Annotated in this window: 20 protein-coding genes; 9 read left to right on the forward strand and 11 right to left on the reverse strand. The window is 61.9% G+C overall.

The window, feature by feature from the left end; genetic code table 11:
• Positions 1 to 16: 16 nt before the first annotated feature.
• A complete protein-coding gene (gene fbaA / locus CDI09_RS03905) occupies positions 17 to 1,123 on the forward strand; it encodes a class II fructose-bisphosphate aldolase (protein WP_078523594.1) in 1,107 nt (368 codons plus the stop codon).
• 34 nt (positions 1,124 to 1,157) lie between these two features.
• Positions 1,158 to 1,916, forward strand: coding sequence for a DeoR/GlpR family DNA-binding transcription regulator (locus CDI09_RS03910; protein ID WP_078523595.1), 759 nt, complete (start codon positions 1,158 to 1,160; stop codon positions 1,914 to 1,916).
• A 99-nt stretch (positions 1,917 to 2,015) separates the two neighbouring features.
• On the opposite strand, the gene CDI09_RS03915 is transcribed toward CDI09_RS03910, so the two are convergent.
• Entirely contained in the window at positions 2,016 to 2,777 is a 762-nt protein-coding gene (locus tag CDI09_RS03915) for an SDR family NAD(P)-dependent oxidoreductase (protein ID WP_078523596.1), read from the reverse strand.
• 337 nt (positions 2,778 to 3,114) lie between these two features.
• Here CDI09_RS03915 and CDI09_RS03920 point away from each other — a divergent pair, with 337 nt between their 5' ends.
• Complete coding sequence (locus CDI09_RS03920) at positions 3,115 to 4,401, forward strand: NAD(P)/FAD-dependent oxidoreductase (protein WP_078527524.1); 1,287 nt, start codon at positions 3,115 to 3,117, stop codon at positions 4,399 to 4,401.
• A 59-nt stretch (positions 4,402 to 4,460) separates the two neighbouring features.
• Here the strand turns inward: CDI09_RS03920 and CDI09_RS03925 are convergent, their stop codons facing one another.
• From CDI09_RS03925 to CDI09_RS03935, 3 genes are read right to left on the reverse strand one after another with little or no spacing between them, the layout of a single operon-like run.
• Positions 4,461 to 5,114 (reverse strand): methionine ABC transporter permease, encoded by a 654-nt coding sequence (locus CDI09_RS03925; RefSeq protein ID WP_078523597.1) that lies wholly within the window; start codon positions 5,112 to 5,114, stop codon positions 4,461 to 4,463.
• Positions 5,095 to 6,129, reverse strand: a complete 1,035-nt coding sequence (locus tag CDI09_RS03930) for a methionine ABC transporter ATP-binding protein (RefSeq protein WP_078523598.1) — start codon at positions 6,127 to 6,129, stop codon at positions 5,095 to 5,097. The genes CDI09_RS03925 and CDI09_RS03930 overlap by 20 nt, the downstream gene beginning before the upstream one ends.
• On the reverse strand, positions 6,120 to 6,938 hold the full coding sequence (locus CDI09_RS03935; RefSeq protein WP_078523599.1) for a MetQ/NlpA family ABC transporter substrate-binding protein: 819 nt from the start codon (positions 6,936 to 6,938) through the stop codon (positions 6,120 to 6,122). Before CDI09_RS03935 ends, CDI09_RS03930 begins: the two co-directional genes overlap by 10 nt.
• Positions 6,939 to 7,478: 540 nt before the next feature.
• Here CDI09_RS03935 and CDI09_RS03940 point away from each other — a divergent pair.
• A complete protein-coding gene (locus CDI09_RS03940) occupies positions 7,479 to 9,128 on the forward strand; it encodes an alginate export family protein (protein ID WP_408884486.1) in 1,650 nt (549 codons plus the stop codon).
• A gap of 84 nt (positions 9,129 to 9,212) precedes the next feature.
• Here the strand turns inward: CDI09_RS03940 and CDI09_RS03945 are convergent, their stop codons facing one another.
• Entirely contained in the window at positions 9,213 to 9,464 is a 252-nt protein-coding gene (locus tag CDI09_RS03945; RefSeq protein WP_078523601.1) for a hypothetical protein, read from the reverse strand.
• A 207-nt stretch (positions 9,465 to 9,671) separates the two neighbouring features.
• Here CDI09_RS03945 and CDI09_RS03950 point away from each other — a divergent pair, with 207 nt between their 5' ends.
• Positions 9,672 to 10,460, forward strand: a complete 789-nt coding sequence (locus CDI09_RS03950; protein ID WP_078523602.1) for an alpha/beta fold hydrolase — start codon at positions 9,672 to 9,674, stop codon at positions 10,458 to 10,460.
• 8 nt (positions 10,461 to 10,468) lie between these two features.
• On the opposite strand, the gene CDI09_RS03955 is transcribed toward CDI09_RS03950, so the two are convergent.
• A complete protein-coding gene (locus tag CDI09_RS03955; RefSeq protein WP_078523603.1) occupies positions 10,469 to 11,650 on the reverse strand; it encodes a lipase family protein in 1,182 nt (393 codons plus the stop codon).
• Between the two features lies 1 nt (position 11,651).
• Positions 11,652 to 12,005 carry a hypothetical protein gene (locus CDI09_RS18515; RefSeq protein ID WP_236944708.1) on the reverse strand — a complete coding sequence of 118 codons (354 nt, stop codon included), beginning with the start codon at positions 12,003 to 12,005 and terminating at the stop codon, positions 11,652 to 11,654.
• Here CDI09_RS18515 and CDI09_RS03960 point away from each other — a divergent pair.
• Together CDI09_RS03960 and CDI09_RS03965 are read left to right on the forward strand one after the other, a co-directional pair.
• Positions 11,886 to 12,560 carry a DUF1868 domain-containing protein gene (locus CDI09_RS03960; RefSeq protein WP_236944697.1) on the forward strand — a complete coding sequence of 225 codons (675 nt, stop codon included), beginning with the start codon at positions 11,886 to 11,888 and terminating at the stop codon, positions 12,558 to 12,560. The two genes, CDI09_RS18515 and CDI09_RS03960, sit on opposite strands and share 120 nt — an antisense overlap.
• 83 nt (positions 12,561 to 12,643) lie before the next feature.
• Complete coding sequence (locus CDI09_RS03965) at positions 12,644 to 13,279, forward strand: TetR/AcrR family transcriptional regulator (protein ID WP_078523605.1); 636 nt, start codon at positions 12,644 to 12,646, stop codon at positions 13,277 to 13,279.
• Positions 13,280 to 13,387: 108 nt separating this feature from the next.
• Here CDI09_RS03965 and CDI09_RS03970 read toward each other — a convergent pair whose 3' ends face one another.
• The 3 genes from CDI09_RS03970 to CDI09_RS03980 all read right to left on the reverse strand — a co-directional run bounded on the left by CDI09_RS03970 (position 13,388) and on the right by CDI09_RS03980 (position 18,939).
• Positions 13,388 to 14,668, reverse strand: coding sequence for an NAD(P)/FAD-dependent oxidoreductase (locus tag CDI09_RS03970; protein ID WP_078523606.1), 1,281 nt, complete (start codon positions 14,666 to 14,668; stop codon positions 13,388 to 13,390).
• Positions 14,669 to 14,872: 204 nt separating this feature from the next.
• A complete protein-coding gene (locus CDI09_RS03975) occupies positions 14,873 to 16,384 on the reverse strand; it encodes an aldehyde dehydrogenase family protein (RefSeq protein ID WP_078523607.1) in 1,512 nt (503 codons plus the stop codon).
• A 533-nt stretch (positions 16,385 to 16,917) separates the two neighbouring features.
• The gene (locus CDI09_RS03980; RefSeq protein ID WP_110571187.1) at positions 16,918 to 18,939 is read right to left on the reverse strand and encodes an acyltransferase family protein; all 2,022 of its coding nucleotides are present in this window, start codon (positions 18,937 to 18,939) and stop codon (positions 16,918 to 16,920) included.
• 734 nt (positions 18,940 to 19,673) lie between these two features.
• Between CDI09_RS03980 and CDI09_RS03985 the strand changes: the two genes are divergently transcribed.
• Positions 19,674 to 20,615 (forward strand): AEC family transporter, encoded by a 942-nt coding sequence (locus CDI09_RS03985; protein ID WP_078523608.1) that lies wholly within the window; start codon positions 19,674 to 19,676, stop codon positions 20,613 to 20,615.
• Between the two features lie 117 nt (positions 20,616 to 20,732).
• Here CDI09_RS03985 and CDI09_RS03990 read toward each other — a convergent pair whose 3' ends face one another.
• Positions 20,733 to 21,668 carry a DMT family transporter gene (locus CDI09_RS03990; protein WP_078527526.1) on the reverse strand — a complete coding sequence of 312 codons (936 nt, stop codon included), beginning with the start codon at positions 21,666 to 21,668 and terminating at the stop codon, positions 20,733 to 20,735.
• A 180-nt stretch (positions 21,669 to 21,848) separates the two neighbouring features.
• On the opposite strand from CDI09_RS03990, the gene CDI09_RS03995 reads away from it, so the two are divergent.
• Positions 21,849 to 23,270 (forward strand): FAD-binding oxidoreductase, encoded by a 1,422-nt coding sequence (locus CDI09_RS03995; RefSeq protein ID WP_078523609.1) that lies wholly within the window; start codon positions 21,849 to 21,851, stop codon positions 23,268 to 23,270.
• The last annotated feature ends 3 nt before the right edge of the window (positions 23,271 to 23,273 follow it).

The following is a 23,273-nucleotide window of genomic DNA, read 5'->3' on the forward strand; positions in this document are numbered from 1 at the left end:
GCAATAGAGGAACGACATGACCAATACAGCACACACCGCTTCGAGCCGTCTTGGCCTGCGCCCCGGCGTCGTGACGGGGGCGGATTACCGCCGCCTTGTCGAGACCTGCCGCGATGAGGGCTATGCCCTGCCGGCGGTCAACGTGGTGGGCACCGACAGCATCAACGCGGTGCTCGAGGCTGCGGCGCGCAACCGGGCGGATGTCATCATCCAGCTTTCCAACGGTGGCGCGCGATTCTATGCGGGCGAGGGCATGAAGGACGCCGAACAGGCCCGCGTGCTCGGTGCGGTGGCTGCGGCCCGTCATGTCCATACCGTGGCCGCAGCTTACGGCGTGTGCGTGATCCTGCATACCGACCACGCCGACCGCAAGCTGCTGCCATGGATTTCCGGCCTGATCGATGCCAGCGAGGAGGCGGTGAAGGAAACCGGCCGCCCGCTGTTCTCCTCGCACATGATCGACCTTTCGGCTGAACCGCTGGAAGACAACATTGCCGAATGCGCCCGCTTCCTGCGCCGCATGTCGCCGCTGGGCATCGGGCTTGAAATCGAGCTTGGCGTGACTGGCGGCGAGGAAGACGGCATTGGCCATGACCTTGATGATGGCGCGGATAACGCTCATCTCTACACCCAGCCCGAGGATGTGCTGAAGGCTTATGAGGCGCTCTCCCCGCTGGGGTTCGTTACCATTGCGGCCTCGTTTGGCAACGTGCATGGCGTCTATGCCCCGGGCAATGTCAAGCTGCGCCCCGAGATCCTGCGCAACTCGCAGGCGGCGGTGGCCAAGGCCACCAACCTTGGTGACAAGCCGCTGGCGCTGGTGTTCCATGGCGGCTCAGGCTCGGAGCAGGCCAAGATTACCGAGGCGGTCTCCTACGGCGTGTTCAAGATGAACATCGACACCGACATCCAGTTCGCGTTTGCCACCAGCATTGGCCGTTACGTGCAGGAGCATGCGGAGGCCTTCAGCCACCAGATCGCGCCTTCCACCGGCAAGCCGACCAAAAAGCTGTATGATCCGCGCAAATGGCTGCGCGTGGGTGAGTTGGGCATCGTGGCGCGGCTTGAGCAGTCCTTCGCCGATCTCGGGGCGACAGGGCGCAGCGTCGCGCGCGTAATATAAAAGACCGCATGTTGAAGGGGGAGTAACAGGCAACGTGTCAGCAGAAGAACGTCACCGGGAAATTACCGCGCTGGTGCGTACCCAGGGTTATGTCTCCAACGAGGATCTGGCCCAGAGGCTGAATGTTGCGGTCCAGACCATCCGCCGTGATGTCAACCTCCTGGCCCGTCGCGGGCTGGTGGCGCGGCATCATGGCGGGGCGGGCCTGGCCTCGTCGGTCGAGAACATCGCCTATTCCGAACGGCAGGTGCTCAACCGGCGCGCCAAGGAAGCCATTGGCAACCTTGCGGCCCGCCAGATTCCTGACAATTCATCGCTTTTTGTCAGCATTGGCACCACGACCGAGGCCTTTGCCAAGGCATTGCGGCGGCACAAGGCGCTGCGGGTCATCACCAACAACCTGCATGTGGCCACCCCGCTTTCCGCCCAGACCGATTTTCAGGTGATCGTGACGGGGGGACAGGTGCGGTTTTATGATGGCGGCATTACCGGCTCCGCCGCCAGCACCTTCATCGAGCAGTATCGCACCGATTTTGCCGTGATCGGCATCAGCGGCATCGAAGATGATGGCACGCTGCTCGATTTCGATGCCGATGAGATCAGCGTGGCCCAGGCCATGATGCGCAATGCGCGGCGTGTCTATCTGCTGGCCGACCAGACCAAATTCGGCCGCAGGCCCATGGGGCGGCTGGGGCACCTGTCGCATGTGCATGGTTTTTTTACCGACCGACAGCCATCCGAGCAGATCTGCGCCATGCTGCGCGCCCATGATGTGGAACTGCACATCACCTGAATCCGGGTAAAATTTCGTGATGAAGCTTTTTTCAGCAAAGCTTCGGAAGACGCCGCCTTTTTGAAAAAAAGGTGGCGTCCATAAATGTCTGTTTTCCGGTTACTGCGCCAGATAACCGCCATCAACCGGCAGCACCGCGCCGGTGATGAAGGATGCGTCATCCGAGGCAAGGAACAGGATGGCGCTGGCAATTTCCGATGGCTTGCCCATGCGGCCCATCGGGTGCATCTCGACCACCTTGCGAATGCCTTCCGCATCCATGCCCGCCACCGCAGGCGTGTCGATGGTGCCCGGCGCCACGGCATTGACCCGCACGCCCTTGTCGGCCAGGTCGATGGCGAGGTGCTTGGTGATGCCTGAGGCCACGAACTTGGCCGGGCCATACACTGCCTGACCCTTCTGCCCTGCAAAGGCGGAGATGGAGGACAGGCACACGATCGCGCCCTGTCCGGCATGGACCATCTCGGCGGCGGCATGCTTGCAGCACAGGAACATGCCACGCGCATCCACCGCCATGGTGTGATCCCACAGATCGGCCGTGGCGGAAGCGAGATCGGCCTCAGGGATGACCCCGGCATTGGCCACGAGGATGTCGATGCGGCCGAAATGCTTCATGGTTTCATGCACCACGCGGGCGATGTCGGCCTCGCTGGTTACATCGGCAGGCACGGAGATCACGTCCACGCCATTTTTTTCAAACTGGCTGGTCAGTTCATCGAGTGCATCGGTGTTGAGGTCAGTCAGGGCAAGTTGCGCGCCCTCGGCGGCAAAACGCTCCGCCGTGGCGCGGCCAATGCCGCTTGCAGCGCCTGTAATGATGGCAACCTTGCCTGCAATGCGTCCGGTGGATGTGGCTGTCATGGGGTCTCCTGCTTGTCGCTGGCATCAGGCGGGTTAACGCGGGGGGTACCAAGATGTTGCCCGCCCCGCAAGAGGCAGCCCCGTCTGTGCCGGACTGATCGGGTTCTTTTGATCGGGGAAGGGGACCGGCTCGTTTTTCGCGTTCTGGCGCGGTTAAGGGGCAGTGAAAAGGGATGTCCGTTGCGCAATGACACCAGAATTCGGGCCTGCGCATGTTTCAGGCACGGGGGGGATCACCTATACTCGCCCCAAATATGGTTTGTTATGAATGTGGCGGGGCGGTGTTTCCCATGCGGAAACCGGCACGCCGTGCGAGCGGGTGTGGAGCATTATCGAGATGGCACAAAAGTTTCGGATCGTTATTGTAGGCGGTGGTGTCGCGGGCCTTGCGCTCGCAACCCGGCTGGGCAATTCGGTCGGCAAATCGGGCCGTGCGGAAATCACGCTGGTGGACAAGAGCTTCGCCCATGTGTGGAAGCCGATGCTGCACTGCTTTGCCGCCGGCACCGCCGCCAACGAAAATGACCGCATCAGCTTCATGTCACAGGCCAGCCGGCACCATTTCGAGTTCTGGCCCGGCGAGATCACGGCGCTCGACCGCGCGGCCAGGACCATTGCGCTCGCCCCCATCAAGGACCCGCTCAGCGGAGAGGTGGTGGTCGACGCCCGCACCCTTGATTATGATGCAGTGGTGCTGTCAATCGGCAGCCGCGCCAATGATTTCGGCACGCCCGGTGTTGCCGAGCACTGCCTGTTCATTGACAATCTTGTTGACGCCAACGGCTTCAACGACCGTTTCCGCATGGAACTGCTGCGCTCCTTTGCCACGAACAGCGAACTCGACATTGCCATCGTGGGTGGAGGAGCGACCGGCACGCAGCTTGCCGCCGAGCTGCACAAGGCGCTCGATCTCGCCTCGCTCTACAGCTTTGGCCAGAAGCCGCCCAAGCTGCGCATCACCCTGCTTGAGGCCGGTCCCCGTATTTTGCCTGCCTTCCCCGAGGCGGTATCGGCTGCGGCGGTCAAGCAGCTTGAGGCCATTGGCGTGAGCGTGCGCGCGGGCGCGATGGTCAGCGGTGCGGATGAAAACGGTTTCCTGCTCAAGGATGGCTCGCGCGTGCCCGCAACGCTGCGGGTATGGGCCGCAGGGGTCAAGGCGCCGGACGTGACCAGCAAATTCGGGGGGCTCAAACTGTCGCGCTCGGGGCAGCTTGAAGTGCGGCCCTCGTTGCAGGTGATTGATGATGACAACATCTTCGCCATGGGTGACTGCGCCTTCATTGCCGAAAAACCCGTTGCCCCCACCGCACAGGCCGCCCGCCAGCAGGCCCATCATCTGGCCCGCTACCTGCCCCGGTGGATGATGAATGGCCAGCCGATGCCCGCCTTCACCTTCCATAACAAGGGGGCGGTCGTGGCACTGGGCGATTATAATGGCTGGGGCACCTTCCCCGGTGGCACGGTGTTCGGTGGTGGCTGGCTGCATGGCCTGTCGGCGCGGATGGTGCATCTCATGCTCTATCGCCAGCACCAGTTCGAGCTGTATGGGCCGGTGCGGGGTACGATCTCGTGCCTTGTTGACTGGCTTGACGTGTTCGTGCGCCCCTCGGTCCGGCTGGACTGAGGGCCACGGGGCGCAGGCTCCCTGCGCCGGTATGGTGCTGGCTTTTTCAAGCCGCATCTTCAGTCGTGGCGCAGATGGTTCGACAGGGCATTGCCTGCCGCCTGGATAATGGCCACGAACACGATCAGCACCAGCACCACAAGCGACATGACCTGTGTGTTGAAACGCTGGTAGCCGTAGCGGATGGCAAGATCACCCAGCCCCCCGGCCCCCACGGCGCCCGCCATGGCCGAGGCCCCGGTCAGGGTAATGAGGGTGACCGTGAACCCTGCCACGAGGCCGGGCAGGGCCTCGGGTATGAGCACATGGCGCACGATCATCCACCGTGTGCCGCCCATGGCATGCACGGCATCCACCAGGTTCGGGTCCACCGCGCGCAGCGAGACCTCGGCAATGCGGGCGAAATAGGGAATGGCCGCAAGCGAAAGCGGCACGATGGCCGCCGCCGTGCCCAGTGAGGTGCCCACGATCATCCGCGTTACGGGAATGAGGATGACCAGCAGGATGATGAAGGGAATGGCGCGCAGGATATCCACCACCAGCCCCAGCAGGCGGGCGGCGGGCGGGCAGGGCATCAGGCCACCGCGCCGCATGGCCACCATGAGCAGGGCCAGCGGCAGGCCGCCCAGCACCGCGAGCAGCCCCGAGCAGGCGACCATGATGGTCGTCTCCCACGTTGCGCGTGCGATCAGGTCAATGATCAGCCGGGACATGGCCAAGAACCTTTAGTGAGGGGTCGAACTGCAGCAGGAAATCATGGATCTCGGTGCAATAACCGGTAATTGACACGATCTGGTCGGCAAAGGGCTGGCCCGCGATCTCGGTGGTGCCCCCCTGCAGCACGGTGGCCTCCACGTCATATTGCTGGCCAAGCAGCGACAGCAGGGGCTGCCATGCGGCCTCGCCCGCCAGCCTGAGGCGGATGATCGCCCACCCATCGGGCGCAGGCTCCGCCACCAGCCGCGCGCGCAGCGCGGGGGGCACCTGTGGCTGCGTTTCCGACAGCAGGGCCTGGGTAACAGTGGATTGCGTGGCCGCCCCCATGATGGCCAGCGTGGGCGCGTTTTCTACAATGCGGCCCTGATCGAGCACCACGAGATGGGTGGCGATGCGGCGGATCACATCCATCTCATGCGTGATGAGAATGATGGTCAGCCCCAGTTCACGGTTGATCTCGGCCAGCAGGTCGAGAATGGCGGTGGTGGTCTCGGGGTCGAGGGCGGAGGTGGCTTCATCGCACAGCAGCAGGGCGGGGTCATTGGCCAGCGCGCGCGCAATGCCCACGCGCTGCTTCTGCCCGCCCGAAAGCTGGGCAGGCCATTTATCTCCATGCGGGGCAAGGCCCACCAGCGCCAGCAGTGACGCGATGCGTTCCTGGCGCTGTGCGCGCGGCACGCCCGCGATTTCGAGCGGCAGGCTGACATTGCCCGCCACCGTGCGCGAACTGAGCAGGTTGAAATGCTGGAACACGAAGCCGATGCGCCGCCGCAATGGCACAAGCTGCGCCTGCGGCAGGGTGGTGATGTCCTGTCCTTCGATCAGGATCTGCCCCGTATCAGGCCGGTCGAGCGCGCCAAGGCAGCGCAGCAGCGAACTCTTGCCCGCCCCCGAGCGCCCGATCACGCCCAGAATCTCGCCCCGCGCTACCGAGAAGGAGACATCATCAAGCGCCACATGCCCGCCAAAGCAGCGGCTTACATGGCGTACGTCAACAACATTCACGTCCATGCCGGTTCAACCGCGCCGTGGAAGATGGTGGCAATCGCCTCACGCGTGGCGGGCTGGTGCACGGCGCGGATCAATGCCTCGACCCACGGGGCATGGGCATCAGGGGCGTTGACGGCCACGAAGTTGACGTATGGGTTGTTTTGCAGCGATTCCACTCCGATCCGCTGCTTCTGTATGTCCACGCCCGCCTTCAGCGCCCAGTTGGTGTTGATTACGGCGGCATCCACATCGGGCAGCGTGCGGCCGACAATGCCCGCATCAAGCTCGTGGAAAGAGAAGTGATGGGGGTTTTCGGTCACATCGAGCGGGGTGGGCAGGAGGCCTGCTGCAGAATCAAGCCTGATCAGCCCCAGCGCTTCAAGCAGGCGCAGGGCGCGGCCTTCATTGCTCGGGTCGTTCGGCACGCCGATCACCGCCTTGTCTGGCAGGTCGGCCAGGGCCTTCCACCGTGCAGAATACAGCCCGATGGGGGAAAAATAGGTCGGGCACACGCTGACGATATCATAACCGCGGGCCGCTTTCTGCGCCTCGAGGAACGGAGCATGCTGAAAGGCGTTGGCATCAATCTCGTGCTCGGCCAGAGCCTCGTTGGGCGTGTTGTAATCAGAGAATGTCACGATGCCGAGATTGAGTCCTTCCTTCGCGGCATTGGCCGTAATCACGCGCCACAGGTCCTCGTCCTCGCCCGCCATGATGCCAATGCGGATCAGCTTGCCTTCCGCCATGGCCCGTGTTGCCATGGGCAGGCAGGCGATGCCGCCAATCAGGCTAAGCAGGGTGCGGCGGGTGAGGGGAGCAATCTGTTTCATGGCATTCCTGATCGGTACATCGCGGGAAGAGCAACGATGCAGCACCACTATGGCGAGATGGTCTTTTTGACAACGCCCGTGATGGGTTGCATGGCGTGCCGGAGCGGAAAGGCATAAAGGAACAAGAGCCTGCGTGCGTCAATGTTAAATACGATATATAATGTTTATTAACGCCCTGCGGAAAGGGCGTGCAGATCAGGTATTCCGTGCAGGGCCATGAAGCCTGCGGGCAGGCCGAGGTATCTTTCCGGAATATTTTCACATCATACGATCGTTTTCGTGCAATGGATCGGGGCCTGCTTTTTGCGGCTTTATGCAGAGTTTTCAGGAAAGATGGTTCTGTATTAGCCTCGTATCGCCGGGCTGGTTTATACGATTCCACGATGGAGAGGATTATAAAATACGATATTGACCGCAATAATTTAACATAATACGATAATTTTTAGTATTTAACCTGCTGCCGTGGCTACCCGGCACGCCATGTGGTGCATGAACATGATGTCCGCCCTCCAATCAGCGACAGACCTGGGATATCGGTATATGCGCGGTGGAGCCCTGTGCGTGTCCATGCTGGCGGCGCACGCGGCCCAGGCGGCGCCCGATCCGGCCGTGCCCGCGGGCAGTAACGCGCCCGCCCAGCCGGAACGCATGGTGGTGCACATGACCCAGCGGCCGCCCATCCTTACGTTTCCGCATGCCAACCCGGTGGGGCAGCCCATCCGCATTGGCGGGCAGGAAAACCGCCGCAGCGGGCATCAGTATGACTGGGGAGTGTTCAACCGCGGCAATGGTGAGGCCGCAGGCTTCGGGCCGGTGGGGCGGTATGGCGTCAGCCCCTGGGCCGAGGATTGGAGCAACCTGCGCGATCCCAAAAAGCATGATGATCTGTTCGATGCGCTGAAATACATTCCGCTCACCCGCAGCGGCAATGTGTGGATCAGCTTCTCGGGGGAGACGCGGCTGCGCAACTGGTTTGAAACACGCCCTGGACTGGGCACGCAGAAACCCAATGATTCCGGCCGCTTTGGCGTGCGCAACCTGTATGGCGCGGACCTGCATATTGGCGAGCACCTGCGGTTTTTCGGCCAGCTGGTCAATGCGGATGCGGGCGGCTGGGGTGGTTATGGCTATGGCTCGACCTATCGCAAGCGGCTCGATGCCCAGCAGGCCTTTGTTGAGGTGCGGTGGAACATGCTGGGCGCGAAAACCGGCTTCATGTTTGGCCGTCAGCAGTTTCTCGATGCGCCATCCTACATGCTCTATGCACGCGAGACGCCCAACGTGCCGCTGTCATGGGATGGGTTCCGCGCCTATATGGTGTGGCAGCGCATCCGCATCGATGCATGGGATTTTGTGCAGACCGATGACAGTGACCGCCGCATGTTCCACGATGTCGAGAACTATGCCAGCCGCCTGTACGGCTTTAACGCCACATGGGCGCCGCCTGATTTCACCTTCATGGGGCAGAAGGGGTATTCCTTCGTCGATGCGTTCTATATCGGATACAAGCTCAATGGCTCGGCGGGTGCTGTCGTGGGGCCAAAGGGTGCGGTCAACGGATCGGATACGCGCAACAATTTCGGCATGCGCTGGCATGGCATCGCAGGCCCGATCGAATTCTCGGTGGGCGGCATATGGCAGGGCGGGGTGTTTCGTAACGCCAGCAACAATGCCCCGCGCGAGGTCAGCGCCTATGCCATCAACAGCACGGTGGGCTACCGCCTGCCCGAACAGTCGCTGCACACCTTTGCCGGTATCCAGACGGATGTGTATTCCGGCGGCAATGCGTCAAAAAGCCAGGGCACGGTGGGCACCTATCTCTCGCCTTTCAACCCGCAGACCAACTATCTCGACACCACAACCTATATGACAGGCTCGAACCTGATCAGCTTTGCGCCGCTCGTGCGCATCACGCCGTTCAAGTCTGTCAGCATCCAGTTCAAATACCCGCTGTTCTGGCGCGACAGCGTGAATGACCCGGTTTACAAATCATCGGGTTACTACAAATTCGCGGGCAATTTCCGGGGGCGGTTCGTGGGTATGGCGCCCCAGGTTTCGGTGGCGTGGCAGATCAATACCCATCTGTCATGGACGCAGTATGTCTCGCGTTTCATGACATCGCGCGCCCTCAATGAGGCGGGCGGCTCCAGCGGCACCTATTACCAGTCGAATTTTGTTTTCCGCTTCTGATAAAGGCGACGTTTTGTTCAAAGTCTTTACACGGCCTGCCGGCGGCGGGCGCACTGTGCGCGCCCGCCCGGCATGGGCCAGACGTTATTCAGCCGATTTGCGGCCAAAAATGAAGCTGGCCAGCGAGGCCGCAAGCAGGAACATCACTCCGTAAACCTTGCACGAGGTCGGGATCTTGTTCTCATGCAGCGTGACCTCGCCCTTCAGGCTGGCCAGGTGTTCGGCAATCTGCTTGTGCAGGTCGGCCTTGTGCTGATGCAGCGTGCCCTCAAGGTGTTTGGCAATTTCCTGCACGTCTTCGGGGCTGAGTTTGCGGAGGGTTTCAGCAGCGCTCATGGTCTGTTCCGGTCCTGTTTTTTATTAAAGACATCGCTCCGATCGTCTCCATCGGGCGTAACGATTTACATGTCGGTCCGGGCATGAGGGTTTTCAAGGGTGGCCTAACCGCAGGGCAGGGGCGCGGGGCACGGAATTATGAGCACGCTGTTTTTGTCCGCAGGTTATGCTCACGGCCCTGATGCATGAAAAAGGGAGCGGGCCAGCGTGCTGCTTGAAGTGATCGAACGCGGACCGGAGGATGGAAACAACAGCCTGCCGCCGGTGGTTTTTCTGCACGGGCTGTTTGGGCGGGCGCGCAATTTCGGGTTTTTCCAGCGCCGCCTTGCCGCCACCCGTCGCACGCTTGCCCTTGACCTGCGCAACCATGGCGGCAGCCCGCATGGGTCGATGGATTACCCCACCATGGCAGCCGATGTGCATGAAACACTGGCCGCGCATGACGCATTGCCCGCCACGGTTATCGGGCATTCCATGGGCGGCAAGGTGGCGATGATGCTGGCGTTGCAGTTTCCTGCCTGCGTGCATGCCCTGCTTGTGGCCGATATTGCGCCAGGGCCGGGCGGGCATGCGCATTCGGGCGCGATTGCCACGGCGCTGGCCGGGCTGAAGTTTCCGCCTACGCTGACATTGGGCGAGACCGATGCCTGGCTTGCTCCCGCCATTGCCGAAAAGCCAGTGCGCGACATGATGAAGCAGAACATCGTGCCCGGCGCCAGCCCGCACTGGCAGATCGGGCTGGAGCAGATCGTGGCGGGCATGGAGCAGGTGGTGGGCTGGCCCGCCCTGCCACCGGGCACGCAGTATGGTGGCCCGGTGCTGTTTGTGGCGGGCGGGGCTTCACCCTATGTCCAGCCCGCTAATTACCCGCTCATGCGCGTGCTTTTTCCCCATTACCGGCTGGTGCGGCTGAAGGGGGCCGGGCACTGGCTGCATGCCGAGCAGCCATGGGAATTCCTGCGCGTGGTCGAGGAATTCCTGCGCGCCACAGGGTAGGGTGCGCCTTACTGCGGCACCGGCGCGCATTGCGGCGCTACCGGCTGGCCCGCCATGACCGCCTGCGTAAAGGCAGCGGAATCCGGCAGCGAGGCGTTGACGGTCTGTGAATGGTCCAGCCCTTTGTACAGGTGGGCCTGAACCGTGCTGCCCGCCGCACACGCGTCCTTGACCAGCGAGAGCTGCAGCACGGGCGGCACGTCACGGTCATCGGTGCCCGTGCCTACGAACAGGGGCTGTGCCAGCTTTAGGGTAGGGTACGCCATGGCGGCAAAGGCGGGGGCGAGCACCTTGGAGAAGCCGGGCTGCATGGCGTTGGGCAGGGTCAGGCCCTCATCCCTGATCTTCTGTTCCATGTCGCCCACGCAGGTGGTTGATGCGGCATTGTAGGCGGCCATGGCGCGCGGGGTGAAGGCGTCCTCGGGGTGGAAGGCAGGGTCACGCGCGGCAAGCGAGGCGCCCAGATAGAGCATGTAGACCACAAGCGGGTCATATTTCACAGGGGCCGCCACCTGGGCGGCAGCGGTCAGTTGCGCGCCGAGTGCGGGTGTGAAGTAGGGCACGCCGGTTGCCACCGTGCCGCGAATATTCACATCAGGCGCATAGGTGGCAGCGAAGGCCGCCGCGGCAAAGGCCGCTCCGCCGCCCTGCGACTGACCCACGATCATGACCGTATTGCGCAGTTCCGGCACGGCGGCCACGGCGGCGCGCACGCTATCGAGCACGTTATAGGCCTCGACGCGCGTATTGAGGTAAGGATGCACTCCTGTCGTGCCCAGCCCCTGATAATCGGTGGCGACGACGGCGAAGCCCCGCTTCATCCAGGCGGCCAGATATTTGCTGTTGCGCGCGCTATAAGGGTGGAGTGAAGGCGTGCAGGCCTGCCCGATGCCCACGGTGCCATGCGCCCAGGCCACGATGGGCCAGCCACCCACAGGGGGCTTGCCCGGCGGCAGGATGACTTCCGCCGTGACGGGCACGGTGCCCTTCCCGGTTACGCCATCGGTTGAAAGATAGGTCAGGCGCAGGGCGCGCCCCGCATCAGGCAGGCTCAGGGCTGGGGGCAGCGCGGTCGTGCCGACAGGCGTGCCGGGGCTGGTCGCGGTTTCAGCCGCATGGGCGTGCAGGGCAGGGGTGGCAAGGCATAGGCTGGCCACGAGCGAGCCAAGAATTCGGGCAGGCGGGGTCATGTCAAGATCGGTCCTTCATGGGCGCGGCGGGGGCTGTTGCGGCATTTGCCCGGTCAGGTTCATATTCCCAGTCCATCATGGCGCTGTAAAGCGGCAGGGGGAACAAAGACTGCCTGTCCGGCCCAGGGCATGCCTGCCCCTGCGGTAAAAGCATGTGGTTGCCCGGCACAATGGCGGTAAAGGCTTGGCCCAGGTGCGAAGAAAGGGTGGCGACCAGCCGAAGGAGAAGAAAGCAGTGCTGTTCAACCAGAATAAATTTCATCCCGATGGCAGGCCCCGATACTTTCCCGGCAATACGGTTATCTGCCACCTGCCCCGACAGGGTGCGTTTTTTCACGCCATGCTTGATCTCCATGACCAGATGGGTCAGTTCGATTTTGCCGCCAAGATCGCGCTCCTGCCGCCTTCAAGCTATCACATGACGGTTTTTGACGGGCTGAACAACACCCGCCGGGGCAAGCGCACATGGCCGCGCGACCTTGCCAGCGATACCCCCATGCCGCAATGCGATGCGTGGGTGGGCGAAAAGCTCCGGACTTTTCCCGGCAGGCTGCCCGATCCGCTGCGCATGCGCCCCGCGCGGCCTGACCCGCTGCGCGACAGGCAGGGCTGCCGCATCCGGCTTGAAGCGGCGGACCGGGAGGGCGCTACTGCGCTCCGCCGCTTCCGCGCCAGCCTTGCCGCCCATCTGGGCATGCATGATGCCTGGCTGGACCGCTATGTTTTTCATGCCACCATCGGCTACAGGATCCGGGCCTTTACCGCGCGCGAAGCCAGTGAATATGCCGATGCAATGGTGCGGTTTCAGGGACGCATGGCCGCGCATCTGCCCGAAATCGACCTCGGGCCGCCGGAATTCTGCCTGTTTGATGACATGCATGCCTATCATCGCCAGTTCCTTGTGGCGTAACCACAAACCGTTTTGCCCCTTCCTCGCATCTTGAATATGCGTAATACCCTGCGGCATGATGGGAATGCCCACAAGGAGATTGCATGAAGCCCGACGCCCCTGACGATCAGCCAAGGCCCGGCCTGCGCGAACGCAAGCAGGCCCGCGCGCGCAATACGCTGATTGCCGAGGCAATGCGGCTGTTCTCCGCCAAGGGATATGACGAGACGACGGTGGACGAGATTGCCGATGCGGCGGAAGTCTCGCGTCGCACCCTGTTCCGCATGTTCGAGACCAAGGGCGACATCGTGCTGGCCTGGACGCGCGGCATGACCCAGACGCTGACCGAGGCCCTCGCGGCCTGCCCGGCCGACATGCCCCCCGCCGATGCGATGATGCATGCCTTCACCTCGCTCGTGCCGCGCATCGCAGCCAACCGGCAGGATACCTATGCGTTCGTGTTCCTGATCGAAAAGACGCCCTCGCTTCAGACCGTGAGCCTGCAGAAATACGGCAAGTGGGAAGACTGCCTGGCCGATGGTCTGGCCAAACGCATTGTCGAGCGCAAGAACCGCAAGACCGCCGCCCGCCTCATGGCGCGGTGTGGCATCGCCATCTTTCGCACGGCGCTTGATGAGTGGATCAGGCTCAAGGGCCGCCCGGCGCTGGTGCCGCTGCTACAGAACACCTACGCGCTGCAATCCTCGCTATGGGTCGCACCGGCTGCGGCTGAAGCATAAAAAAGGGCGGGGCCTGATGGCGCCCGCCCTGCTGGTGCAGCAATCATGAAAAGCTTCAGGGAGTAACGCCTTCGTGAAAAAAGACGGCGCCCCCGAAACCTGTATTATTCAGTCAAGCCGTACGGAGGGGCGTACGAACACGTCCAGCCAGTCCACCAGGCACGACATGGTGCCGCGGAACACGCCGTAGAGTTCAAACTGGTGCTGGCGATAGAGCATGAGATGCACCATGCGCGCGGTAATGCCGCGCAGCCAGCCACCGCCAAACACGCGCCCACCGGGGAAGGTGCCCCAGCCATTATAGTCACCCAGCGCCACAACCGCGCCCTTGTTGTGGAAGGCGAACGGCGGCAGCGCCTTGCCGCCAATCCAGGCAGGCATGTAGCGCGCAAGGTGATGGGCCTGCTGGCGGGCGGCCTGCGCGGTGGGGGCGACGGGCTTGTCGGCGATGAAGGCGCAGTCACCCATGGCGAAGATGCTGTCATCTTCCACGAGTTGAAGCGTGGGGCGCACCTCAAGCTGGCCCGAGCGTGACAGCTTGAGCTCGCCAAACTTTCGCGTAACATCCGGCGCCTTCACGCCCGCGGCCCATACGCGCAGGGTGGCGGGGATGCGGGTGCCATCCTTGAGCATGAAGCCCTTTTCATCAGCACCACTGACCATGGCCGAGGTCTGGACCTGGACGCCAATCGCCTCAAGCTCCTTCTGCGCCGCAGCCGAGACCGCCTCGGGGAAGGCGGGCAGGATGCGGGGGCCTGCCTCAAGCAGGGTAATGTTCAGCTTGGGCGGCTTTTTGCCAAAGCTGTAGAGCGAGGCGAGGTCAAGCGCCTTGTGCAGCTCGGCGGCGAGCTGCGTGCCGGTGGCGCCACCGCCCACGATGGCGATGTCAAGCTGCTCGTTGTTGCCGAACGCCTTGAGCAGTTCCATGCGGAAGCGGTCGTTGAAGCCGTTGGCGTCAACGAGGTTGTCAATGAACAGGCAGTGCTCGGCAACGCCGGGGGTGCCGAAATCATTGGCGCGGCTGCCGATCGACAGCACCAGCGCATCATATTCCAGCTTGCGTTCATCCAGGATCACTTCGCCCGTGGGCTCGACAACCGGGGCAAGCGTAATGGTCTTGGCCTTGCGGTCCATGCCCGAAATCTCACCGGGCCAGAATTCAAAATGATGGCGACTCGCCTGCGACAGGAAGCTGATGCGATCATTCTCGTTGGCGGCGGTGCCTGCGGCAAAGCAGTGCAGCATGGGCTTCCACACATGCGCGAAGCTTTTATCGACCAGCGTGATTTCCGCCTGCCCCGACTTGCCGATCCTGTCACCCAGCCGGGTTGCCAGCGCCAGACCGGCCACGCCACCGCCTACGATTACGACCCGAAACTTTTGTGCCATCCTATGCCTCTTTTTTACTTCTGCCGCACAGTGTCCCGGTCCCGTGGGAAAAACCCTGTCGCATATCCTGAAATATCGAAAACTGTCCCGCCTTGGGCCCGACGCGAATGGTCCGGACAATGGAACACGGCGGCCGGCCCGGTAAACCAGCCCGACCGCCGCGCCCTGCCTTGGGGGCTATGGGGTTTTCACCCCCTCAGCGGATCAAAAGAAGCCGCGCTTCTTTTCGCTGTAGCTGACCAGCATGTTCTTGGTCTGCTGGTAGTGTTCGAGCACCATCTTGTGGGTCTCGCGCCCGATGCCGGACTTCTTGTAGCCACCAAAGGCGGCATGCGCCGGATAGACGTGGTAGCAGTTGACCCACACACGACCGGCCTCAAGGCCGCGGCCCATGCGGTAGCAGGTGTTGGCGTCGCGGCTCCACACACCCGAGCCGAGGCCGAAGGGAGTGTCGTTGGCGATGGCCAGCGCTTCTTCTTCCGTCTTGAAGGTGGTCACGGCCAGGACCGGGCCAAAGATCTCTTCCTGGAAGATGCGCATCTTGTTGTTGCCCTTGAACACGGTCGGCTGCACGTAGCACCCGTTGTTCAGGTCGCCACCAAGGTCGGGGCGGCCGCCACCGGTCAGCAGCTGGGCGCCTTCACCCTTGCCGATGTCGATGTAGGACAGGATCTTTTCCTGGTGGCCGTGCGAGTTCTGCGCGCCCATCATGGTGTTGGGATCAAGCGGGTTGCCCTGGCGGATCGCCTTGATGCGGGGCAGGGCGCGCTCCATGAACTTCTCGTAGATCGATTCATGCACCAGCGCGCGGCTGGGGCAGGAGCAGATCTGGCCCTGATTGAGGGCGAACATGGTGAAGCCTTCGATTGCCTTGTCGAGGTAATCGTCGTCCTTGTCCATGATGTCGGCGAAGAAGATGTTCGGCGACTTGCCGCCCAGTTCCAGCGTTGCCGGAATCAGGTGCTCGGCAGCGGCATGCGCGATCATCTTGCCGGTGGGGGTGGAACCGGTGAAGGCGATCTTGGCAATGCGGTCGCTGTTGGACAGGGCGGCGCCCACATCCTTGCCCAGGCCGTTGACGATGTTCAGCGTGCCGGGCGGGAACAGGTCACCGATCAGTTCCATCAGCACCAGCATGGAAGCAGGCGTGCTCTCGGCAGGCTTCATGACCACGCAGTTACCGGCGACCAGCGCGGGGGCCAGCTTCCACGAACCCATGAGCAGCGGGAAGTTCCACGGAATGATCTGCGCCACGACGCCAAGCGGCTCATGGAAGTGGTAGGCGATGGTGGTCGCGTCGATCTCGCTCAGCGTGCCTTCCTGGGCGCGGATGCAGCCGGCGAAGTAGCGGAAATGGTCGATCGCCAGCGGGATGTCGGCGGTCAGGGTTTCACGGATGGGCTTGCCGTTGTCCCATGTCTCGGCCCGGGCGAGCAGGTCGAGGTTCTTCTCCATGATATCGGCGGCCTTGAGCAGGATCAGCGCGCGGTCGGCGGGCGCCATCTCGCCCCAGGCTTTTTTTGCCTTGTGGGCCGCATCGAGTGCCAGCTCCACGTCGGCTGCGGTGGAAGCGGGCACTTCGCACAGCACGCGGCCATCAACGGGGGAGGTGTTGGTCAGGTAATGACCATCAACGGGGGCAACCCATTTGCCACCAATATAGTTACCATAACGGGACTTGAACGGCGGGGCCGCCGTGATGCTGTCTGCGGACACGGTGATTTTCCTTCAGGGTAATGGTGTATTCATCAGGCTGGGGGCGCAAGAATGCATTGCACGCAATGCAGAGTGCCCGGCGCGGAAGAGATACAGTAAAAATATTTCGTTTTTTGGTTTGTTTTTACTTTTTATGATGTTCCATCATGCCGGTTATTCGGAAATTCATTCTCATGATCGTGTAAAGCATAAGTCTATGCCTTTCCTGTAACCGGACAGTTCTGGATATGCCCCGGTGGAAAACCGGAGAATCATCTGTATTCATTGATATATAGACACCCTCCCTCACGCAAGGGAGAGATCGATAACGTAATCGTGATATATGCATCAAGTGCCATTAGAAACGGAGTGTAAACACATATAAATCAATATGTTAAGTGATTATCAAAAAGGAAACATTTTCTGTTCCATGCAACCTTCCCCCTGGGCTGGTCCCGCCTTTGGGGGGTGCACATACCAGAACAGCCACGACGGGCGTGGCTGTTTGGTGGGGGCGCGCATGAAGGAAGTCGGGTGGGCGGACAGAGCCCTGTTTACTTGTTCGCCATTGTGGAGGGCGCGACATCGATCAGGCCATTGAGGGCGAATGCGCCCCCCACGTCTGACAGGTGCTGTGAGTCTACATAGAGGGAGGTGGAATCACGGCTGAACCGGCACCCCCGGGGTATGCAGAAGCGGTCATATAACGAAGCATAGGTGATGCCACCAATCCTTGTGGCGGCCGCGCGCACGGCATTCTCAATGGAGCGCGAGGGTGTGACGACCCAGGGCAGGGGCGCGATCCCGCCCGCGAGCGCGAGATCAGGGGCAAGCTGGTGCTCGACCCATGCGCGCACGGGCATGAACGCCGTGACCGCCTCACGCGCAGGGTCGAGGCGGAAATGGGGCACGTCTCCCAGCACGATCACTTTCTTGCCTGCCTGGGTCAGGATGGTTTCGGTGCGGATCAGGGCGGCGCGCATGCGGGCGATGCCAGCCACCACGCCATCATCCACCGGATGGCCGGGGTCCACATAGGCGTCATCGCCCGCATCGGCCTCATAGGGGGCGGACCAGTAGCCGGTCAGGACCACCAGCTGCACTTCAGGGTTGTTGGCCACCAGTGTTATGGCACGTTCGTTATAGAGCGCGCAGGTAGCCGCATGGCCCGGATGCTGCGGCATGAGGCGCGTGGCCCCCATCAGCGGCGGGCATGATGATTTGGTGAACTGCACAAAGTCATATCCGCCCGCGCGCGCGATGCGGGCAAGGGCCGGGGCAAGGGCGGCCGCGTGGCTATCACCCAGCAGGGCGATCTGCAGGCGTCCGGTGTCATGCACGCAGGCGAGGGTGGTATTGGGTCGCGCATCACCATAATTGGCCAGGCAGGAACCGCCCCGGCCCGCCGCCAGGCTGGCTTCCGTCATCTGGAGGGCCGGGTTGAAACGGGCGGGGAAGCCGTGGCTCATGTAAATGGCTGACAGGGCCGCCCCGCACAACGCAGTGGCGCTGCCATAACGCAGCAGGACCGTGCGGCTGGGCAGGCGGCCATGGCGGAAAGGCTGTTCGATATAACGCCATGACAGCACCGCCAGCCCCAGTGACACGAACGCCACGACCACAAGCTGCGCGGGCCGGGCAGGCTGCGCCATGCACAGCCATGTCAGTGCCATGAGCGGCCAGTGCCACAAATACCATGAATAGGAAACGAGCCCCACCCCCACGAATGGGCGCGCGGACAGGACAAGGCGGTTGACAGTACTGCCTTCCGCCAGCAGGAGCGCCAGCGTGCCCCCCACCGGCAGCAGTGCGGCCAGACCGGGGAAGGGCGTATGTTCGTTAAAGAGGCACGCGGACAGCACGACAAGCCCGATACCCGTAAAGCCCAGTATGTTGGCGGGCAGGGCGGGCAGGGGGCTGCTCGCCCTTGAGCGGGCAATGGCCAGGAAGGTACCGGCCCCGAGCTCCCATGCCCGCGTGGGCAGAAGATAAAAGACCGCCGTGGGCCAGCGGCCGATGCCGATAACGGCAAGGATAAGGGAGCCGAGGCAGAGCGCGCCAATGACCCCCAGCACGAAAGGGCGCTTCATGCGCCGCAGCGCAAGTAACAGGAAGGGAAACAGCAGGTAGAACTGTTCTTCCACCCCGAGCGACCATGTCATGAGGAATGGATCAAGATGTGCATCGGGCGAGAAATAGTTGATCTGCCGCCAGAACAGGATGTTGGACCACCCGCTCAGGGCCGCAATGGCGCCGATTGCGATCTGCCTGTAGTCCTGCGGGCTTGCCAGCACGATGCCGAGTATCGTGACAAAGGCAATGACGGCCATGAGCGCGGGCAGAATGCGGGCGGCGCGGCGGGCATAGAAGACATCGAAGCGGAAGCGCCCCGCTCCGACATCGCGGTACACAATGCCGCCTATGAGGAAACCGGAAATGACAAAAAAGATGTCCACACCGGTAAAACCCGATTTGAGCGGGTAAAGACCAGCATGGAACAGCACCACGGCGGTAACGGCAATGGCGCGCAGGCCATCAATATCGCGGCGGTATCGGCGGGAGGGAGCAGGGGCCATGGCTGGCTCTTTTCATGCAGCAGTGAACGATGCCCGGGCATCGTTCTCGGGGAGGGGATAGCTGCACGCAAACGTCAGTATTGTTTCAGAGTTTTTCTTCCCGGATACTTCACATAAATTTTATTTTAATTTTCATTATATGGAATCAAAGGAAAAAAGAATATGCTCGCGAAACAGGCCGTACATGGCGGAGCGTGAAAGACAGCAGAAACCTTGCACGGCAATGCTGTTATATAGGGTTTTGTACTGTTGCCCGATGTGCATCCGCTTATACACTCCTGATACAAGAGGCTGTCTGCTCAGGCTGCCGGAAATGATGGCATGCGAGTGAATGTTTTATTTTTATGAAGTGATGAATGCAACGCAATAAAAAAAGTATAATGACCGTCTGATTACGCAGGGGGGCATGGGCTGTTTTTGTGGGCAGGCAAACTTCGGGATTCAAAAGGGTGCCTGGAAAGTGGGTTCATAAACTATTATGAAACAATAAGTAATATTTACAGTTGATATTTTACCAAACTATTATTTAAAATAAATTCAATTACAGAATTATTGTTTGCAATAATTTGTTTTCAAATAATTCTTTATCACGCAAAAGATACGCAACCTCTTTCAGATTAAGGAGAAAGCTCCGGGCACCATTGCCTTATCTGCTCGGGTCTGCTCAGGATTGTTTTTGGCAGTTCCCCTGTCAGGCATGGCAGGGGGCGCGTAGGATAGGGCCGTTTCATTCCATGCTTTCGACCATTATTGCCGCGATGCTGCCGCTCATTGTGGTATTTGTGCTGGGGTACCGTGCCGGGTGGCACCATGATTTTGATGGCACGCATGTCGCTGTCCTGAACCGGCTGGTCATGCTCTATGCGTTTCCGCTCAACCTGTTTGTGGGCATCGCCCGCATGCCACGCACCATCCTTGCAGGCCAGATGCCGCTTGCGGCTTCGGTCTTCGGGCTCATGTGCGCCAGTTTTGGCGTGGCGTATCTGGTGTCGCGGCATGTGGCGCATCGTGGCGGGGCGGCGGCGGCGTTGCAGGGGCTGGCCATTGGCGCGCCTTCGGTGCCCTTTATCGGTTCCGCCATGCTGCCGGTCCTGATCGGGCATGACAGCACGGCGGTTGCCATATCGGCTGCTGTCTTCGCCATGGTGCTGGTGCAGACGCCGGTGTGCATGATGATGCTGGGCCATGATGCAACGGTGGCGGATGGCGCATCGGTCAGTTTCATGGGGCAGGTGGGTGCCGCGCTGAAAGAGCCGATCGTGTGGGCGCCGCTTCTGGCCACGCTGCTGGTGGTGCTGAACGTGCATCTGCCCGGTTCGCTGCTTGGCGCCATGGGCCTGCTGGGCAATACCGCAACGGGGGTGGCGCTGTTTGCCTCGGGGGTGGTGCTGTTCCTGCAGCGCGTGCACATTACGCTGCCGGTCGTAATGACGGTGCTTGCGCGCAACATTATGGTGCCCGCCGGGGCGTGGCTGGTGCTGGCGGTGCTGGGCCTGCCGCATGATGTCATTCGCGCCACCGTGCTGACGCTGTCCATCCCCGTGGGCACGGTGGTGGTCATCCTTGCGGTCCGTTTCAAGACTGATGAGCAGGAGGCGGCTTCAACCCTGTTTCTCAGCGCGGTGGCATCCGTGCTGACCATGGTGCTGTTTATCCTGCTTACCACGCCGCGCTAAGTGGCTGTTTTGATGATACCCTGAAATGATAAAAGTTTTTGGTGAAGCTTTTTTTCAAACAGCTTTGGAAGACATCGTCCGTTTTACAAAAGCAGCATCCAGAACCTTCCCTTTTCTTCAGCCCCGATCAGGCACATGGGTCTCAGCCCGCAGCCGCGCGGCACGGTGTTCCTTCAGGATCAGTTCCTCGTACAGGACATGCTGGCGGATCCAGTTGATCATGCCCGATAGCGTGACTACGATAATGCCCGCGAAGGTCCATCCATCAAGCGGCTGGTGAAACAGGAAGTAGCTGAACGCCACCGCCCAGAGCATCTGGCTGTATTGGGGCAGGGCCACGCGGTTGGCAGGCGCGCGCGCGGTGGCCATCATCATGAAGAGCTGGCCAAGGGCGGCAAGAAAGCCGTAGCCGAACAGGAACATCCACGTTTTCAGCCCGTGCGGCCAGTGGGCATGGGCCAGCATCAGCGCGCCATCACCCACCAGCGGGCCAAACAGGCTGGAGCCGAACAGCGAGAGCCGGGGCGTGTCATTGCCCGCCAGCCGGTAGGCAATCACGCCCACCGCATTGGCAATGGCGGCAACCAGCGCGCACAGATGCCCCAGATGCAACGCCCGCATGCCCGGCCGCAGCACGATCAGCACGCCCAGAAAACCCAGTATGACCGAAAGCCAGGCCCAGCCGGATACTTTCTCGTGCAGCAATGTCACGGACAGGATGGTGACAAAAAGCGGCATGAGGAACATGAGCGAGAGCGCCTCAGGCATGGGCAGCAGCATGAAGGCTTCGACGCTGGCGGCAGTCGCGGCAAAGGTGGCCACGGCGCGCACCACCCACATGAGCGGATGGGTGGGCGCGAAAATATCGCGGTATGATTCGTTTTTGTTGCGGATGAAGGGAATGATGAGAAAGCCGAATACGCCACCGGAGAAGGCGACCTCGAACGGGTCAAGCTGGCCTGCGAGCAGCTTGGAATAGGCATCACTGATCGAGAACGAGGAAAATGCAGCAAAGGCCAGCATCATGCCCGAGGTGAGAAAGGCCATATTCATCTGTTTTTCCCCGTTTTGCGGCGTGCATTTGGGCATCATAGGGGGGCAGGCGCAAGAGCCGGTTGCGGGCAGATGCCTGAAAAAACAGGCATGACGGGCATGCCGGGGCCGTCTGGCCGTGTGCCGTGATATGCTGCTAGAATGCAGGCACTTTGTTGATTTTTCACCTGGACACCCTGCATGACTGACACGCCCGCCCCGTCCGCAGCCCGCCTTCAGGCCGCCCTGACCGCCATCCGCGAAGGCGGGCTGGCGGCACAGGTCAGCACATCCCCCTCGGTGCTCGAGGCCCACAGCCATGGCGAAGCCATGGAGGCCGCCTGCCTGCCCGGCGCCGTGGTTTTCGCCCGCAGAACCGAAGATGTGGCCACGGTGCTGCGCGCCTGCCATGCCAACGCGGTGCCGCTGGTGGCTTTTGGGGCCGGTACGTCGGTCGAGGGGCATGTTACGCCTGCCGAACATGCGATCAGCCTCGACCTTGCGGAAATGACCGCCATTGTCGAGATGAACGCCGAGGATCTGGACTGCCGCGTGCAGGCCGGGCTGACGCGGCAGGCGCTCAATGCCCGGATCCGTGATACCGGGCTGTTCTTTCCGGTTGATCCGGGCGGGGAGGCCACATTGGGCGGCATGTGCGCCACGCGCGCCTCGGGCACGGCGGCGGTGCGCTATGGCACCATGAAGGAAAACGTGCTGGGCCTGACCGTGGTGCTGGCAACGGGCGAGGTGATCCGCACCGGCGGGCGGGTGCGCAAGTCATCGACCGGTTATGACCTCACCTCGCTGTTCATCGGCTCGGAAGGCACGCTGGGCATCATCACCGAGGTACAGCTGCGCCTGCATGGCCGGCCTGAGACGCTTTCCGCCGCCGTATGCCAGTTTGCCGATCTCAATGACGCGGTGCAGACCGCCATCGAGATCATCCAGTGCGGTATTCCCATCAGCCGGGTGGAACTGCTTGATGACGTGCAGATGGCGGCCTCGATCCGTTATTCGAAACTGGAAGGCTATCAGGACCTCACCACGCTGTTTTTTGAGTTCGGGGGGGCTCCCGCAAGCGTGCAGGAGCAGGTGGCCGCAACCGAGGCCATTGCCCTGTCCAATAACGGGCTGGCCTTCGCCTGGGCCGATACGGCGGAAGAACGCACCCGTTTGTGGAAGGCCCGGCATGATGCCTTCTGGGCTGCCAAGGCCATCGAACCGACCGCCCGCGTCATTTCAACCGACTGCATCGTGCCGATCTCGAAGCTTGGCGAACTGGTCGCGGGCGTGCGGGAAGATATTGCCGCCTCCGGCCTGCGCGTGCCGCTTCTGGGGCATGTGGGCGATGGCAATTTTCACTCCCTCATCATCACCGATGATACGCCCGAGGGCCATGCCCGCGCGCTGGAACTCGACCGCAGGATCGTGCACCGGGCGCTTGCCCTTGGTGGCTCCTGCAGCGGCGAGCACGGCGTAGGCATGGGCAAGCTGGAATTTCTCGAGACCGAGCATGGCGCGGGCACGCTGGCGGTCATGCGCGCGCTCAGGCGCACCATGGACCCGCTCAACATCCTTAACCCCGGCAAGCTGCTGCCGCCGGGGCCGGTCTATCAGGGCTAGGCG

Source organism: Komagataeibacter nataicola (assembly GCF_003207795.1).
Lineage (GTDB): Bacteria > Pseudomonadota > Alphaproteobacteria > Acetobacterales > Acetobacteraceae > Komagataeibacter > Komagataeibacter nataicola.